Origin of the sequence: Solidesulfovibrio carbinoliphilus subsp. oakridgensis, assembly GCF_000177215.2 — a bacterium.
GTDB classification, from domain to species: Bacteria; Desulfobacterota; Desulfovibrionia; order Desulfovibrionales; family Desulfovibrionaceae; genus Solidesulfovibrio; species Solidesulfovibrio carbinoliphilus.
In genome coordinates this window covers 3229337-3245923 of record NZ_CM001368.1, presented here as the reverse complement: position 1 = coordinate 3245923, position 16587 = coordinate 3229337, and the positions used below count along the sequence as shown (strand labels likewise).

Sequence of the window (16587 nt, the reverse complement as noted above, 5' to 3'; positions counted from 1 at the left end):
CATATGCGGATAATCGCTTTTGCTAACCAGAAGGGCGGTGTTGGGAAAACGACCACCGTGCAAAACGTTGGTGCTGCCCTGGCAATGTTCGGTCGGAGTGTGCTCCTCGTGGACCTGGATGCCCAGGGGAGCTTGACTGCTTCCTGCGGAGTGGAACCTGAGGAGCTTGAGAAAAATCTTTATGATGTTCTTGATGGTCGGGCCACAGTCGGACAAATCAAACGTTCAGTGGAGGGCCTGGCTGGCATTGACCTGCTCCCTGCCGGCATGAGCCTAGCGCAAGCGGACTTAGCCTTTGCAGGCAGAATCGGGCGGGAAAACATGCTCAAAAAGGCCATGTCCCAGGTGGAGGGCTATGACTATATTTTACTCGACTGCCCACCCAACCTGGGGCTTGTGACCGTTAACGCCCTGGTGGCGGCCGGGGAACTTATCATACCCGTGCAGGCCGAGTTTCATGCGCTTCGGGGCCTTGAGTTACTCCAGAGCACCGTGGCCATGATCCAAGAACTCAACCCGACTCTACGGGCTGCGGGCATCGTCGTGACTCTCTACGACAAACGCAAGACACTGAATCGTGATGTTTTCAATGAGCTGCGAAGAGCCTTCCCTGACCTGATTTTTGAAACTCGAATTCGAGATGCGGTGGCACTTGCCGAAGCCCCAAGCCACGGAAAGGACATCATGGCCTATCGGCCGGGAAGTGCGGGTGCCGAGGACTACGAAAGACTCGCAAAAGAAATTGAGAAGAGGGGGGCTTAACCATGGCCAGCGGACTTGGGAAGGGACTTAAGAACGGTGAACTTTTTAAAAAAACAGAATCATTTCAGGCATCAACTAAGCAAGAACTGCCCTTAGACAATAGCGCGGATGATGGAAATCACAAAACAGCAAATGCACAAACACACAAAAATGCAGGTGTGAGAAAACACATTGTTCTGCCCGAACCCCTTGCAGAACGGTTACGCCTGTACTGCTTTAAACGGCGCGAGAAAGATGCCCGAGTGGTACGTGCGGCCTTGGAGTTATTTTTAACAAAGGAAGGCTTTTAGCGAAAAGCCCCGCCGAGGCGGGGCTTTTCTTTATAACTAAGCCCTGAAAAAAAGAAGCTCACGTCAACCAGTTGCCTGAATAGATGCAAGCTCTCCTCTGTAGCCGAAAACTATTTTTTCTTGTTACCCTTGGCATCTTGAGCATCGACTTCTTTCAGCAACTCAAGAATCCCGACATTCTTTTCCTTGGCGGCAGCAACAAGCCCTTTCAGACCGTCAAAGCCCTTCTCGATAACGAAGCTCTTCACCTCTCCCCTCTTCACTCCAAATTCCTGCATGATCATCTGCATCTGCTTTAGAGGATTATCTTCGCCAGTGGTGGTTTTTCTGGTGCTCTTGACGGACATGTCCTTCTTGGACACCACGAATTTGTCCATGTACTCTTTGCGGGTCAGACCATGGGAACGGGTATGCCGCTCCGTCAAGGTCTTGACTTCTTTCCCGCAAATTGCACACTTCACGTACTTTTTGGTCTTCTCATGCTTTTGAGTGGCCTCAAGCTGCTTCGGTCCCTCGACTTCGATATCGATGACAGGACCACACCGGAGTGAACAAAGCTTTTCGTAGATGCTTTTGGTCACGACTTCGAGTTCGCTGAAATGAACCTTGCCATGTCGCAGCTGATCTTTCGCCAGATTCAAAGCTTCCGCCCAAATTTCTTTATCGATCATATGAAACTCCTTTTTATCAAATTGATCTTCCTTTTGGAGGAATAAAATTTCATATGATTCATGTCAACGGCTTTTCTCCTTCCAGCTTGTGCAACAGACAGAAGACCAAATGGATACTGCGTCAGGTCAGGTTTGGCGGAATTTGGGAATTGGTCGGGCAAATCGGACGGATGCCGGGGAGCCATAAGCCGATCCGGTGGGGCAAGGCGCTGCAAAGCTACTGCAACACCACATCTCTGCGGTGCGCCACGTGCACCTGTTTGACTGTGGGAGACGGTGCGAGACAAGCGTGTGGTTGTCTACCCCTCTGACACGCCCGACCCGCAATCGGGTAGGAGGGGGGTCTCTAGGCCCCTCCTACCCGATACTTGGTGTTGAGTGACCGGCACACCGCTGCGTGGGCTTGGCGCTCAACTCCGGCAAACATTTTGGTGAGATTTTACTTTTAAAGAGGTGGATGCCGGTACATCACCCTGCGTAAGAGCAAAGTCGTAAATCCGGGGGCAATTTCTTCATCAACACCGACGTTGCGGCGGAGCTTCAGAGCACTTAGCCGCCTAGCACTGACGCTCCAAGGGCGGAAAGCCAGCAGTACGTTACAATCAGCACAATATAAAAATTCTTATGACAAACAGAACAAATTATCTGGATACTTGAAAGGAATCTATCAAAAAAAACTCATGAGGTAAACTTATAAATACCTAAAGGAGTCTAAGGGTATAAATTAAATACATTAAAAATTATTTCATATTTTCTAGCAAAGCATCCAGAAACTAAATAGCGCCCGCCACATCACTAAATTAACCATGTTGCTACATTAACAGAAGATAGCCCCAGCACTGCCTCTTAGCCAGGAAATATAATTTGGATTGCAACCTCTAGGTAAATGCAGAAAGACTATTTTCATTTTCAGCACTATTAAGGATATCGCAACTTATTCCAGTACAAGTCAATAAAGACTATCAACTATTTTTTTGAATGGAGCTGGCAAAAGCACTTCAGGAGGATTATCTATGAACGTTGCCCATTGATTAGTGGCTTCAATCAAAGAGGAAGAAATAAGTCTCTTTTGGTCAACTTCATAAACATCAACTTGCACTGACGCCCTATCTAGTTTTCCAGACCAAGGAGTATTACGATCTTCCCAATGCAAAATTTTAGGGATTACAACATAATTACAACCAACATCTTTAGCCATTTGAAGATTTCTATCAAAAGGAAGCGTCGAAACAGCCATTTTACATTGTACGGATTTTTCAGAAAAAGCTAAACAAAGAGAAGAAGCCACCTTAGCACCACTACCATTATAAACAATAGATCCAAAAGTACCGTCACGTGGCAAAGCCACATAGACGCATGAAAATTTATCACTGGACAACTTTCCCGCAACAATCATTTGTGAAATCTGTTTTTTTGCACATCCTGAGCAAAATAGTGATATACTAACCAACGACAAGATAAAAAACTTATAGATCCTCGCAAAAATATATATCGATGAAGAGGCATTGTCCATACATACAATTCCATCAGTAATAATTACTTGGGCACCAGCCATAATCGCCTCCAAAATAATAACAACCATCTAATTTTTTCAAAACTGTCAGACATCAGGGACACTTCCATATTGTGTTTATTTTATAAAACTATCGGACAGAGGTATAATGTAACTGAACTCTAAACAGTGCCTCATCGGTCAGTAATCGAAAATACTCTGTGTTTCATAAAAAACTCAAGGCCGGTGAACATAAAATTTCTGAAAGAGGATTTTCCCCTGCTATATCCCATGTCGTAGTCTACCATCCAACATTCAGAGACCCACCCAAAGGAAGCGCCGTATATGCCAAGCTCATGCCCAGGACGGCTCGAGTTGTTGTCATGGGTTGTCCTTGGTTGCGGGTTCCTAGTGGGATAGATCCCAGTCCGCATGCTTGCCGAAGGCGTTTCTGGGAACGGCTGGGCCGAAGGTGAAACTTCTAGGGATTTCGGGGGCACCAAGTCTGTTTATCAGATACTCTCGCAATGCACGAATGATGGCAGGGGGTGCGGGAGCCGCAGCCGCCGCGACAATAAAGGCCTTGAGCCTATCGCCCTCCTCCGGACGCATGGGGCGCACGGCGGCATCGGCCACCAGGGGATGCTCGATAAGTACCCGGCGCACCTGTTCGGGGTACACGTTCACCCCGGCCACCTGGACCGCCTTGTCCTTGCGGCCGACGGGTCGGTACAGCCGCTCTCCTTCCCAGACGAGTTCATCCGGAAACGCGAAATATACCGGCGCACCCACGAGAGGATGCGTGCGATGCAACACGCCGTCTCCGTCACCGATGAACCAATGGTCCATAAGGCGGTATGGCTCCCTGAAGCGAAGCCGATATCCCAGGCCGCCAGTTTCAGTTGAGCCGTGAATTTCCGCCATACGGGCAAGCCCGAGATCCAGTGACTGAATGATCACTTCCGGAGGGCAAGGACCGGTGGAGGTGACACCTGTTATTGCGGATGGATAGCGCACACCGATCTCTCCCGCCTTCTTCCACGACAAGGGAAAGCCAATCACGACATCCCCTGAATGGAGCAGTCCGGAGAGCGACGCCAGGGACAGGGGGTCCAGGTCCACGACCGGCACCCCGAGCAGTTCAGGCAGCAACACGGAAAACAGGAACCCGTAGATGTGGTGCGCCGGCACCAGGGCGACCACACGCCGACTATCCCGGAACAGTCCGGCCAGAAAGTGCGCCTCCTGGACAAGCCAGGCCACGTCCTGGACGCACTCTCTGGGAACGCCCGTGGAGCCGGAGGTCCGAAACACCAACCGCTCTCCGGTCCAGCGGGCCTGGATGTCAGATGCCAGGGATTCTAGTCGATGGCTGTCAAACGGTGCCAGGATATCCCCGATGTCTGCTGGCGGCTGGTCCAGCCCGAAAAGCGCCGCCGCTCGCGAGGTCAGAGACTCCCGCCCCGAGGACGCGGTGGTCCATTCCAAGCTTCTCGCCAAGCTGGCAAGCATGCGCGCGATCCCCCGGCGCGACGAGATCACGACCTGCCGCCCGGAATCGCGGACCGGACGCGGATGGTCGCGGCCAGACCGTCCCAGGATTCCTCGACAACCACCTCCCGGCCCCCTTGTGCCGGGTCCAGAGCCGAGAGCATCCCCGCCAGGACGTCCACCGGAGCGGATTCGTATGGGCCGACGAACGCGCGCGCACCTGACGGCTCGGGAAACCCGACATCCAGCACGTCCAGGAGACGGTCGCCACCATCCCGTGCAGTCAGGACCGCGAACAAAGCGACGGGATCACCCGCCGTCTTGTATGAACCGTCCCCCGGGAAGAGGAAGCGGGAGAAGGCCTGACAATCGTCCACCGCACCGAATAAGACCGTATCGATCAAGCCCTGGACAATCCAGGACCGGGCAGTGAGCAACGCACCGGAACATCCGAGCCCCGGCTGACTCACGGACAGAGCCGGACCCTGACAGCCCAGGAACATAGATACGGTCGACGCCGCAAGATTGTGCACGGTCTGAGAGAATGCCGTGGGTGACGCCCCCCGGGGGCCGAAATCCAGACAGGAGTCCATAAAGGCGTTGGTGGCCGGGATAGGTCCGTAACCGGTGCAGACGACCAGTCCCAGATTGGCGGGCGCTTCGCCGCATGCCTCCACGGCCAGTTTCGCAGCCAGGAGCGCCGTCTGAGCGTAGGCATCGAGCCTACGCAGCTTCAGCGACGGATAATGCGCTCGTAGCGCCTCGGTCACGATCTCAGCACCGCCCAGGACGGCGCGGATGCCGGGAAGCCCGGACCAGGCCTCATGGCCGGAAAATGCTTCGGCTGGTCCGGCGATGCCGCAGGCGCTGACCGCAAGCCTGTTCACGACCGTTCCCCCCCGAGTACGAGGGCGGCGTTGCAGCCGCCAAAGGCAAGGGAGTCGGACACGGCGATGCGGCTTCCGAGCGCCAGGGAACGCGTGGTCGGAATGACCGCCAGCGCTGGATCCGGTTCGACGAAGCCCGGCGAGGCGGGGATGGTCCCCCTGCCCAGACAGCCCAGGGTGATGGCCGCCTCGATGGCCCCGGCCGCGCCCAGAGCATGCCCGGTGGCTCCCTTGGTGGCCAGCACGGGGACGCCTGGAAACATGTCCCCGAGGACCAGACCTTCCACTTTGTCGTTGTCCTGGGTCGCTGTGCCGTGGGCGTTTACGAAGGCCACGCCCCGGGGCGCGACTCCCGCTTGGCGCAAGGCGGTCTTGAAGGCGCACCTCAGACCCCGGCCGTGGGGATGCGGGGCTGTGGGATGGTAGGCATCGCCGGCGGTGCCGTAACCGAGCACCGCCCCGGCCACGGACCGAGTTGTCCCGGCCGGTTCGAGCACGAGTACCGCCGCGCCTTCACCCAGGTTGAGTCCGTTTCTGGCACGATCGAAGGGACGGCAAGGCTTGGTGTCTGCAATCATGAGCCGGATGAAGCCGAGGTAGCTGACGGAGGACAGGCTTTCCGCCCCTCCGGCCAGGACCAGGTCGCACAGGCCGGAGGCTATCCAGGTTGCGCCGACGCCGATGGCGTCCGTGCCCGAGGCGCAGGCGTTGGCCACCAGTTGGCAAGGTCCGACGAGGCCCAGGCGCTTGGCCAGAGCCAGGGCGTAATTGGAACACCTGAATGCTTCCAGAGGCTCGACAGGGACCTGCTCTCCCTGCTTCCAGGCCTGATAAAGGGGAAAATAGTTGATGGCGAATCCCACCGAGGAGCCGATACACACCCCCACCCGTTTTCCGGCCAATTCACCAGGAGAAAGCCCGGCGACGGCCAGGGCCTGGAAGGCACTTTCCATAAGCAGAGTCAAACCGTGATCGGAAGGTGGGTTGGGGCTCGCCTCGGTCTCGAACACGGGATGGGACTCCCCAAGCCCGGCAAACCGTCGCGGTGGCGCGGGCACGGGCGGGTTAGCCTCCAGATTGTCAAGAACTGCCTCCAGGCAATCGCCGGCGGCGCATACGCACCCGATCCCGGTGACGGCGGCCAGAGCCGGTTGTCGTGGCATGGCTACCGACGCTCCTCGATGAACCCGGCCAGGGCGGTCACGGAAGCGAAGGCCACGCGCCCTTCGTCCATATTCTTTATCTCCACGCCGAAGCGTTTCTGCACGAGCACCACCAGTTCCACGGCGTCCAGGGAGTCCAAACCTAGGCCGTCGCCAAACAACGGGGCGTCGTCCTCGATATCCTCCGGAGTGATGGACTGAAGGTTCAGATCCTCTATCAGGGCCTGTTTCACTTGCTGACGAAGGGGCATCATTTCCTCGGCGTTAGATGTTTTCGTCTCGCGGACTGGACGCGGCCAGGATTCCCGGTGACGCCCAAAGGTCATAGAAATTATAAAACTGGTAGGGCGCGTCGCGCGCAAAATCCTCCAGCGCCCGGGCGAATTCATCAGCCATTACCATGGGATCAGACCCGTGGGTGTCCTCGAATACTCGGGGCACCAGCACCCGCGCCCGGCACGCACCGGTTCGCGGCACGAAAACCAGGGCCATCGGTGTCGCAAGTCTGGCGGCTATGAGAAATGGCCCCAGAGGCAGGCGCACCTTCCCGCCCAGCAGAGTAGCCTCCACCGTGTTGCCCGCGTCCCCCAGGACGCGGTCGCCCATGGCGCAAACCACCTCTCCGGCCCTCAGGGCGGCCATGACCTCAATAACCCCGCCGAAATCGGAACAGGGATCGATAAAGCGCGGCCCGTCGTCCCCTCCGACGTGTTCGAAGTACTGCCGGTCCACGTCGCCCGTGTCGCGACGGTAGAGCACGTGCATCCGCCGTCCAGTGAAGGAAAGCTCGGACATGGCCCACTGCCAGGCTCCGACATGGGCGGTGAGGACCAAAAGTCCCCGCCCCATGTCCAGCAACCGGGTGAATCGGGCCATCTCCTCCCTGGGGGCGTCCACCTTTCCCTGCCCGGTGATACCCCGCGCGGCCCGGTCCACCAGGACCTTGCCGAAGGCAAGATTAAGCCGGAAGGCATGCAGGAACATGGAAAGCCGCCCCGCCCCCGGAAAGCGCCGGGATAGATAGGGGCGTGAGCGCTCCCGCACCGCCGGACGGAGGGTGTAAAAAAGGACCACCGTTGCCAGCACCGCGTAGGCCAGACGCCATCCCCCCAGCCAGATACAGGCGTAGAAGAATTCGTGCTGCAACCTAGAACCGAGACTGCGGCTGGACCATCGGGGAGTGCGCGTCATGACTTCTCCTCCAGGGAACGTCGCACGGGCAGGGCCAGGAGAAACACCAGCAGGCCGACGGCCATGGCCAGGGTTGGCGCCACTACCAGGGAGCCGAGCACCCATTCGAAAAGGCGTTGTCCGGCCTGATAGCCCAGGGTTTTCACAGAATACTCGGTCAGAAAGCGGCCATGGCGCAGAAAGTACCCCGTCAGTACGCAGGCGGCCTGCACGAACGGCGGGATACACAATTGGTTGGCGGCCAGAGCGGCATATTTGTTGAGCCGCAGCCATCCAGAAGCCAACAGGATGATCATGCACGAAAGTCCCGGCAGGGGCAGCGCCCCCACCAGACAGCCGAACGCGGCCGATCGGGCCAGGTTCATGGGCGTCTCCTTCTGAGCCAGGAGCAGGCGCAGGGACTTAAGTGGATGGATCGCGCTCACGCTCCCCTGGTCGTCCAGGCACAGCTTCCTTTGGGGCATGGGCATCATGGCCCTGGCGGTCAGCTTGGTGTTGAGCAGGCTGATGCGCACGTTGTCCATAAAGGCATTGAAATGGGAGACCCTGGCTTCGCGCGGCGGATAGAACACGGATATGGGGACCTCACGCAGGAGAAACCCGGCCCAGGCCGCCTTGACCAACACCTCCACCTCGAAGGAGTAGCGTGTCTCGCCCAAGTCGAGGGCCTGGAGCACGGCCAAAGGGTAGGCCCGAAACCCCGACTGCACGTCATCCAGCACCTGTCCGGTCTGGACGCGCAGCCAAAAGTTGGAGAAGCGCCGACCGAATCGCGAGGCCCCTGGCACGTTGAGGGTGTTGAAATCGCGGGCCCCCACGACAATCGCAGCGGGCTCCGCCTGGATGACGGGCAGAAACGTGTTGGCGTCCCTGGGATCGTGCTGCCCGTCGGCGTCCAGGGTGACCACGTGAGTGTAGCCGAGGCTTACGGCCCAGGCCGCGCCAGTCATGATGGCCGCTCCCTTGCCTCGGTTGTTCCGGTGCGTCACCAGGTCGACGGGAAGATCAGCCAGGGTGGCCGGACCGCCGTCGGTCGAACCGTCGTCCACCACCAGCACGTGGGGAACGACGGCCAGGGCGCGCTCCACCACGGCGCGCAGGGTGGCCCCGTGGTTGTAGACTGGAATGAGCAGGCAGACGCGCGGATTAACGGTCATGAGCGGATAACGCCATGTTTGTAGGAGGCAAAGGTCGGGAGCGTGTCCCACAGCAGCCCGGAATAGCCCATGCGCCGCAGCACGCGCATGCGCAGATTACCCTCCTCGGGCGGGAAGAAACGGTCGCGCCTTCCGGCAAAGGCTCGGCGCAGCCGATCCTCGACCAGGGCCGGGTCCAGATGGGAGGAAAGATAGAAGGTCGGTCGGAGTAACGCATCCCCAGCCTGGATACGACCTTCCTGGACGGCTAGGCGATGCAGCCCGGTGCCCCGGTGCAGCCGCAGCCCCAGGAAGGCGAAGACGCAACCGCCCTGCAGCCTGTCTAGGTTGGCGAGCCCCTCTTCCAGGGTCTCCATGGTCTCGTCCGGACCGCCGAAGATGACAAAATGAGCGCAAGGGACGCGGTGGGCGTGGCACATCTCCTGAAAGGTGAAGACGTCATCCATGCTGTGCGGCTTGTTAAGGCCTTCCAGGGTCCGATCGCATCCACCGTCCGTCCCGGCTTCAACGGCCATGAGCCCCGCCCGTTTGAGGAGCGTCCATTCAGCGTCGGTGGTCCGGCGCGGCTGGAAATAGGCGCCAAAGCGCACCCCCAGATTAGCACGGACCAGGACCTCGGCCAGATGGAGATGGCCCCCCTCGGGGTCATTGAACACAGCGTCGGTGAAAAAGAATTCCCTGGCTCCGAAGCGGTCCCTGGCCAAGCGTAGGTCCTCCACCACCTCCAGGGGGTCGCGGTGGCGCACTATGGTCCCTTCCACCAGGGGATACCCGCAGTAGAGACAGGCATTGGGACAGCCCCGCTTGGTATGCAGGCCCGGCACTCCGCCGCGCTTGAGATACTCGGGCAATACCGAATCGTCCCACGCGGCCGGGCCGATGACGCGGCGGGACGACCCAGGAGCCGCCACGATCCGGGGAGACGCTTTTCCGATCGACAGCCGGTCCAGCAACGCGGGCAAGGCGACCTCGCCCGGGCCGGTTACTCCATAGTCCGCCCCACTATGCTCCAGCAGTGCCTCGGGCATGAGGGAAAAACCGGGGCCGCCCAGGATGATCGGGGCTTTGCCGCAGGTTTTTAGACGCGCCACCAAGTCGCGCAGGGCATCCCCAGTCCAGGACGCTTCGGCGGACAGAGAATCCACATTGTCCACGTTGCGCACAGAAATGCCGATGCAATCGGGATCAAAAGCCTCCAGGACGCGCACGAGAGCATCTGGGGAGGCCTCCAGCGCCAAGTCGTGGACAAGGGTCGGATACCCCGCCTGCCGTAGCGCTCCGGCCACCACGGATGCCCCGAGAGGATAAACCGGATAGGGATCCTGGCAGGTGTTGGAGGCGATGACGAGTACCCGTTTCACGGCTGGACCAACCCTCCCGCGCGCCATCGATCGAGAAAATCCCGATAAAAAGCCGGGATGGTCATCTGCAAAGCCATGTTGTCATTGACCAGCAGGTGCACGGTGCAGCCCGTGGCGCGCACCTCGTCGTCCTGGCCGCGCAAGATGAATTCGTAGTTCAGGCGCATGGCCGCGGACCAGTGCAAGATGGCTTCCACGGTGAATTCTTCTGGGTAGGTCAGGGGGACGAGGTAATCCACGATCAGTCGCCGTAGGGGGATGCTGTAGCCCTGGGCGAAAAAATCGGCGTAGCCGATGCCGTGGGCGTTGCCCAGGCATTCGCGAGCGTCCTCGAAATAACTAGCGTAGCGCCCGTGCCACACGATGCCCAGGGGATCGGCCTCCTCAAAGCGCACCCGCCGGGATACCTTGGCCCGAAGCGGCGACGGCGCCGAAGGATCGGAGGGAAAATAGTGATTTCTCATAGGCTGGTGGAAAATCCGAGGGTGAAGGTGGCGGCCAGTCGGTCTCCCAGCAGGACCCGAACAACGGCCGCGTCCGGGCCCTGGGCCCTAGCCTGGACGGTCACGGCCACATCCGGCGCAATCGGGGCCAGGAATTTGGCGTTGCTGACTGAACGGACTTCCGGAATCCGGTCCAGCCACCGCGACGCGAGGCTTGCCCCGGCCAACATCTGGACCATGGCCGGCAGGACCGGACTGCCCGGAAAGTGTCCAGCGAAGCCTGGGAAATCATTGCCGAAGACGAATTCGCGCCCATACCAGCCGTCCTCATCTGCCCGGACGTCTCCCTGACCCGCTGCCACGACCGCCTGGAACAATTCACTCATTTCCGGAAAGTTCCTTCAATTTGAAAAGGATTTCAAGGCCGTCGCCCTGATAGACGATTGCCTCAGGTGCCGTCTGGGGGGAGGACGTAGCGTCGTAGCGCATGACGACGCACCAGGTTCCCCGGTCGTCGCGTCCCCTTTTCCCAGTCAGTCGCCCCGTGTCGGCATCGAAGGCATAGTGGACTTCCCGCTCCTGGGTCTTGGGGTCGGCGAAATATCCTGTCCGGCGTGGGGCATGAACATCCTCCGGCCGTGGCCAGACCAGGAACACACGCCCCAGTGCCCGGGACAGCCGGAAGCCGAGTTTCGGTATGCGAGCAAGCATGGGACTCAGACGCGCCGGGGCCGGGTCATCAAGAGTTACCGAGGCCTGGGCCAGGCGCATGCCCCAGTCGCTCAGGCCCACGAATTCTAGGCGGCCCGAACCGTCCGTCGAAACAAACGCCGTCAGCGAAACCTTGGCGAACAGGTCGCGCACGAGCATGCCCGCCTGAAACCGCGTTTCCCCGGCCCGTTCGAACCAGTACGTCCGCCCGGATAGAAGCATGGCCGTTTCCTCGGCCGAACGCGAGGCAGCGACACAACCGCCCCGGCAGCCCGACAGCACGGACATGGCGCCCAATACAACGGCCAGGACAAGCGAGCCCGGTACTGCGCGCCTCATCCGCGCCTCCCTAGGGGAACCACGAACAGGCAGGAGGCCAGCACGGACCCGGAAATGCCGATCAACACGGTAAGTCCGATGGAATGGAGGGCCGGATGTCTGGCCAGGGCCAGCGCTCCGAACCCGACAATGGTGGACAGGCCTGCCACGACGACGGCGCGCATGGTGGTTCCGTCGCGGCCGCCCTCCAGGGCCATGAAGATGCCGTAGTCCACTCCGATGCCGATGACCAGGGGGATGGCGATGACGCCGAAAAGATTCAGATCGACAGCTAGAACTCCCATGGCGCCAAACAGCAAGGCTAGACCGACGGCGGTGGGCAGCAGGGACAGCAGGGTCGACCGGACCGAACGCAGGAAGACGTAAAGCAGGACAAGGTTGCCGCCCAAGGCCAGCAGGATGAAACGTGTGAAGTCGGATCTGACGGCCGTGGTCAGTTCCCTGGCGAACGTGTTGCGGGAAACGACCCGAACCCCGGCGGGCAAGCTTTCGCCCACGGCGATGATGCCGGCGTTGTCCGACATTAGGCTGATGACCAGAGAGCCGCTTGCGTCACTGGTCAGCAGCAGATCAACCGCCTCGCCCAATCCGATGGCGCGCAGTCTCCCGGGTGTGGCCCGCGCCGGGGCAGGGTCATCCAGAGCGTTCCAGAAGGGGTCGAACGCGTCCAGCGTAAATCCGAGAGATGCCGCCTCGGATGCGACCGTGGCACGAAGCCCGGCCACCTGTTCGGGAGTGAACAAGGCCCGCCATCTGGCGACATTGGCGGCTTGCACCTGCCTTGGCGGCAGTATCGGGGCGAGGCTTATGAGGCCAGTTGCATCCGATTCCCCCGAAGCTTGGTCGAAGAATTCCCGGTTGGCCGCCAAGGCGTCATCCAGACTGCCCCCCTGGGCGAAGACCATGGTCCGATCCCGCATGCTCCCCCAAACGGAATGCATCATGGCCTCGTCCTCTTTAATGTCGAGACCGGAGGCGGAAAGCGAGCGCAGATCGGAATCGAAGCGCACGCTCCCGCCCCAGTACGCCCCGATGGCAAGGACCAGGGCAACCAGGACAAGCGCCTGCCACGGGGTGAGCAGCGGCTTGGGTGGAAGCCTTGGCGCTTCCCCGGCCGGGACGCCCCCCGGACCGATCAGGCAGGGCAGAACCACCAGTGCCAGGATGAGCGCCAGGGAAAGCCCGCTCAGGGAGAAAAAGGCCAGCTCCCGCACGCCCGGCATGGCGGAAAACAGCAGAGCTGCGAAGGAAACCAGGGAGGTACTCGCCCCGTACCAGACCGGTGCGGCCACGCGGCTCAGAGCCGTCCGGGCGGAATCCGGAGAGGCGCGCAAGGCGAAATAGACGTAGATGGAGTAATCCGCCGCCACTCCCATGAGCACGGAGCCGAAGCCAATGGTGATGCCCGAGATGGATCCGAAGACCAGTCGTGTGGCCAGGGCCGCCGGGGGCAGGATGGTCAGGGGCAACAGGAAGGCGAACAGCCCGGCCCTGGTGCGCAGCCAAGACAGAAAGATGAGGGCGAGCCCGAGGGATGACGCCGCCAACACCATGGACATATCGGACTTGATGGCGGCGACGTTGGCCTGGGTGTGCCTGTAGCCGCCGATCAGCGTGGCCGTGTAGCCCGGGGGCAGTACGGCCCGGGCCTGGAGGAAGGCCGTCATGACTTGGCCTGCGCCGTCGGAATCGGTCATTTCCGGAGCGGGACGGGCGATGAGGAGCAGGTGCCGCCCGTCCTGGCTCATGAAGCGCCCCTGCTCCATACGCAACGCATCGGACAGGCGCAGGTGGACCAGTTTGGCCAGGGCCAGTTGACGAAAGCCCAAGGGATCTCTTCGAAGGACTTCCTTCATGCCCAGGCCCTCGGGGGAGGTCAGGGTGCGCACGCACTCGCGCAGGGACCGGCGTATCGCTTCCGGCGTCAGCCGCTTTTCGATCTCGCGCCGGTCCCGCTCGGTAAAGAGCGCCGGCAGAAGGTCGAGCATCCCGGAGACAAAGGTCGCAGGGTTCCCTATTTCCGGCCCATCACGCACTTCCGGAAACAGGACGGCCGGCAACGCCGCCGCCAGGGCATCCCCAGCGGCGGCCAGATCCGTTGAAGCCGCTCCCGGAGGCGCGGCCACGTCGATGAGCACGCGCCGGGTGAACGGAGCCTTTTGGATGAGCCTAAAATCCCCGGCCAGGCCGGAGCCGTCGTCCGGGATCATGGAGGCGATGTTCTCCACGGGTCGCAAGAAGACCATGCCCGTCAGCCCCGCCACCAGGAAGAGCCCCAGGCACCAGAATCCGACCCGTCTGTGAGTCGCGAACCACCGGTTCAACCGCATGATCAGACAGGGGAATGTCATGGCCGCGTGAATACTCCAGGATCAATGTCGTCGTTGAGCCGAGTGCCGTGGAAACGGATCGTGGTGGAGTCGCCCTGCCCTTCCAGGATTTCGATCACGGCGATGGCAGCATCGTCAGGCGTGAAGGTGATGCACAGGCCGGCGATGGGTCCGACCTCGGCCGCACGCGGCGTGAACAGTAGGACCGCCGGAGCATCCGACTTGACCGCGATCGTATAGGTTCTGGAGAGCGCCTTCAGATCCAGGGTGGTCCAGAGGAGGATCTGGCTGGACACTAGTTGCATGATTGGATCCTTGCGGACCGAAAAATCCTGGGTCTCACCCGCCAATTCGTTCCAGCGCTTGCCCGAATCCCCGTGGAGGATGAAGCCCGAGCGCACTGGCTCCAGATATTCCCACCGCAGAGACCTTGGCCTCTGGAAGGCGAACTCCCCCTTGGAAAGCAATATCTGCTTGAAAATGCTCAGCCGCTTCTCCTGGGTGAACTCGGTCTGGATGCTGCGCACCTGTCCGGCCTTGGCCGCGAGACGCAACAAGGTATCCCCTGGTGAGCCGGCGGCTAGGGCCACGGACGCCAGGGCCGCGAGTCCGACAGCCAACAGGGTGGTCAACGGCAACTTCATGTCATGCGCCCGTGGTTGGTTCTTCGGGATGATAGGCCTTAAGGCTGGCCTGGGCCACCGCGTGTCCGTCCTGGCGAAGCACGCCTCGAAACAGATGGAAGCCGCCGAACGCCTTGTCCAGGGTCATTGCTATCTCCATGGTTTTCCCGGCTACGGCCTTCCCGAGGACCTCGAAGCAGCGGACCCCGACCAGGAACACGGCGCGTTTTCCCCGGCCGGCGTCCCCGGCCAGCCAGCCGCCATAGGCAGCGCAGGCCTGGGCGATGATCTCCAGCAGGATCAGGGGCTCCACGGTTCCGTCCGAACGGACGAACGGGGAGCCGACCTCGACCTGCGCCTGGGCAAGGGCGCCCCCACTGTCCGCCTGCTCCAGACTCTCCACAATGGCCATGGGCGGGCGGTGGGGGATGAGCAGCGATGCGGCAACCGGGAAAATCCCTGAAGACGATGCGGTCACAGACGATCCGATTCAGTTTTTTCTCTGAACATGAAATTCCATATCCTCATTGATCTGGTTCCTGATGAAGTCACCCAGACGACTGACCCACTTGTTGTAGTTCGAATGGATCTTTTCACCATTGAATTTCAAATTTTTGCTGTCCCGATAGGTGATATTCCAGGTAGTCGCCGAATACCGAACATCCACTTGCGCTTCGTGCGTCCGGACCTGGATGGTCCCGACGATGAGCCCGGGCTCGACCTTGCGCATGCTCCAGCCAGCCTTGTTACCACCCATGATGATGGCACCCGCGACTTCGTCCTGAGTAAGACTCATATATTGCGTTGTCGGGATGCTGTTCATGGGAATATTACGAATCGGCGCCGTGCGACAGGAGACGAAGGTGGCTGTCAGGATGACAAGTGCCGCAAGAAGAATTCGACGGGGGATCATGCTTGGCTCCATCTGGGTCAAGAGGTTGCAGGGGAGGGCATGCAGGCAGTGCTTATGCGTTCGCGCGCGTGGCGGCGCATCGCCACGTGCCCCAATACTTCGCCTGTATATGGAGCTGGAGCGACATCCTCCAGCACGTTCACGCACAGTGTTCCTCGGCGCATCTTCCAGACACCCGGAGGAAGAATCCAGCCCGAGCCCTCGATACGCACGGGCCGGACCGGAATGCCTGTCTCGATAGAAAGCTTGAAGGCCCCGGAGCGGAACCGCCCCATCGCTCCGGTGCGTGATCGGGTTCCCTCGGGGAAGACGGCCAGGCTGACCCCCTGGCGCAAGAGCTCCCGGGCTCGGTCCAGCAGTTCTTCGACCGAAAGCCGCTCCACGTTGACGTATTGCCCCAGTCGCATGACTGGGCCGAAGAGGGGCACCGAGAAAGGCCACTGCCGGGCCAAGCAGGCCGAATCTGGTGGGGCGGCCAGGGTGATGAAGAAAAGGTCCAAAAACGATGTGTGGTTAAACACGAAGATGCACGGCGGATCCCCGATACGGCCAGGCCGTCCGTGGACGAAGACGGGAAAGAAAAGGCCGAGCATCCGGGCTACGGCCCTGCCGTAGGACCAGATGCACCACCGGGCCAGCCTGGGCCAGGGGGTTCGGGCGGTCAGACGGATGACCAGACAGACAGGAGGGGCGAGAATCACGAACCCCGAGGTGATGAGCATCAGGGCGGTCCACACCGCTAGGCTCGCGACGCCCCGGCCCG

19 protein-coding genes are annotated in these 16587 nt (G+C 60.3%); 2 read left to right on the top strand and 17 right to left on the bottom strand.

The window, feature by feature from the left end:
- The first annotated feature begins 3 nt into the window (after nucleotides 1–3).
- A complete protein-coding gene (locus DFW101_RS14160; protein WP_009182212.1) occupies nucleotides 4–762 on the top strand; it encodes a ParA family protein in 759 nt (252 codons plus the stop codon).
- 2 nt (nucleotides 763–764) lie between these two features.
- Nucleotides 765–1052 carry a hypothetical protein gene (locus DFW101_RS19545; protein ID WP_157137649.1) on the top strand — a complete coding sequence of 96 codons (288 nt, stop codon included), beginning with the start codon at nucleotides 765–767 and terminating at the stop codon, nucleotides 1050–1052.
- 110 nt (nucleotides 1053–1162) lie between these two features.
- Here the strand turns inward: DFW101_RS19545 and DFW101_RS14155 are convergent, their stop codons facing one another.
- The 17 genes from DFW101_RS14155 to DFW101_RS18675 all read right to left on the bottom strand — a co-directional run bounded on the left by DFW101_RS14155 (nucleotide 1163) and on the right by DFW101_RS18675 (nucleotide 16546).
- On the bottom strand, nucleotides 1163–1723 hold the full coding sequence (locus DFW101_RS14155; RefSeq protein ID WP_009182211.1) for a MucR family transcriptional regulator: 561 nt from the start codon (nucleotides 1721–1723) through the stop codon (nucleotides 1163–1165).
- A gap of 949 nt (nucleotides 1724–2672) precedes the next feature.
- Nucleotides 2673–3305, bottom strand: a complete 633-nt coding sequence (locus DFW101_RS19155) for a DUF4823 domain-containing protein (protein WP_083838491.1) — start codon at nucleotides 3303–3305, stop codon at nucleotides 2673–2675.
- A 318-nt stretch (nucleotides 3306–3623) separates the two neighbouring features.
- Nucleotides 3624–4727 (bottom strand): AMP-binding enzyme, encoded by a 1104-nt coding sequence (locus DFW101_RS14150; RefSeq protein ID WP_009182209.1) that lies wholly within the window; start codon nucleotides 4725–4727, stop codon nucleotides 3624–3626.
- 26 nt (nucleotides 4728–4753) lie between these two features.
- Nucleotides 4754–5593 (bottom strand): beta-ketoacyl synthase N-terminal-like domain-containing protein, encoded by an 840-nt coding sequence (locus DFW101_RS18685; protein ID WP_009182208.1) that lies wholly within the window; start codon nucleotides 5591–5593, stop codon nucleotides 4754–4756.
- Nucleotides 5590–6756 (bottom strand): beta-ketoacyl synthase N-terminal-like domain-containing protein, encoded by a 1167-nt coding sequence (locus DFW101_RS14140; RefSeq protein WP_009182207.1) that lies wholly within the window; start codon nucleotides 6754–6756, stop codon nucleotides 5590–5592. The genes DFW101_RS18685 and DFW101_RS14140 overlap by 4 nt, the downstream gene beginning before the upstream one ends.
- 2 nt (nucleotides 6757–6758) lie before the next feature.
- Entirely contained in the window at nucleotides 6759–7007 is a 249-nt protein-coding gene (locus DFW101_RS14135) for a phosphopantetheine-binding protein (RefSeq protein ID WP_009182206.1), read from the bottom strand.
- Between the two features lie 13 nt (nucleotides 7008–7020).
- A complete protein-coding gene (locus tag DFW101_RS14130; RefSeq protein ID WP_009182205.1) occupies nucleotides 7021–7947 on the bottom strand; it encodes a lysophospholipid acyltransferase family protein in 927 nt (308 codons plus the stop codon).
- Nucleotides 7944–9104 (bottom strand): DUF2062 domain-containing protein, encoded by a 1161-nt coding sequence (locus DFW101_RS14125; RefSeq protein ID WP_009182204.1) that lies wholly within the window; start codon nucleotides 9102–9104, stop codon nucleotides 7944–7946. Before DFW101_RS14125 ends, DFW101_RS14130 begins: the two co-directional genes overlap by 4 nt.
- Nucleotides 9101–10465: a lipid biosynthesis B12-binding/radical SAM protein gene (locus DFW101_RS14120; RefSeq protein ID WP_009182203.1), complete on the bottom strand. Its 1365-nt coding sequence runs from the start codon at nucleotides 10463–10465 to the stop codon at nucleotides 9101–9103. Before DFW101_RS14120 ends, DFW101_RS14125 begins: the two co-directional genes overlap by 4 nt.
- A complete protein-coding gene (locus DFW101_RS14115; RefSeq protein WP_009182202.1) occupies nucleotides 10462–10929 on the bottom strand; it encodes an acyl-CoA thioesterase in 468 nt (155 codons plus the stop codon). The genes DFW101_RS14120 and DFW101_RS14115 overlap by 4 nt, the downstream gene beginning before the upstream one ends.
- The gene (locus DFW101_RS18680; protein ID WP_009182201.1) at nucleotides 10926–11294 is read right to left on the bottom strand and encodes an ApeI family dehydratase; all 369 of its coding nucleotides are present in this window, start codon (nucleotides 11292–11294) and stop codon (nucleotides 10926–10928) included. Before DFW101_RS18680 ends, DFW101_RS14115 begins: the two co-directional genes overlap by 4 nt.
- Nucleotides 11287–11841, bottom strand: a complete 555-nt coding sequence (locus tag DFW101_RS14105) for a hypothetical protein (RefSeq protein WP_157137648.1) — start codon at nucleotides 11839–11841, stop codon at nucleotides 11287–11289. The genes DFW101_RS18680 and DFW101_RS14105 overlap by 8 nt, the downstream gene beginning before the upstream one ends.
- A 113-nt stretch (nucleotides 11842–11954) precedes the next feature.
- On the bottom strand, nucleotides 11955–14309 hold the full coding sequence (locus tag DFW101_RS14100; RefSeq protein WP_009182199.1) for an MMPL family transporter: 2355 nt from the start codon (nucleotides 14307–14309) through the stop codon (nucleotides 11955–11957).
- Nucleotides 14306–14932, bottom strand: a complete 627-nt coding sequence (locus DFW101_RS14095; RefSeq protein ID WP_009182198.1) for an outer membrane lipoprotein carrier protein LolA — start codon at nucleotides 14930–14932, stop codon at nucleotides 14306–14308. Before DFW101_RS14095 ends, DFW101_RS14100 begins: the two co-directional genes overlap by 4 nt.
- Nucleotide 14933: 1 nt before the next feature.
- Entirely contained in the window at nucleotides 14934–15389 is a 456-nt protein-coding gene (locus DFW101_RS14090; protein WP_009182197.1) for a hotdog family protein, read from the bottom strand.
- Between the two features lie 12 nt (nucleotides 15390–15401).
- Entirely contained in the window at nucleotides 15402–15824 is a 423-nt protein-coding gene (locus DFW101_RS14085) for a hypothetical protein (RefSeq protein WP_009182196.1), read from the bottom strand.
- 17 nt (nucleotides 15825–15841) lie between these two features.
- Nucleotides 15842–16546: a lysophospholipid acyltransferase family protein gene (locus tag DFW101_RS18675; RefSeq protein ID WP_157137647.1), complete on the bottom strand. Its 705-nt coding sequence runs from the start codon at nucleotides 16544–16546 to the stop codon at nucleotides 15842–15844.
- Nucleotides 16547–16587 lie beyond the last annotated feature (41 nt).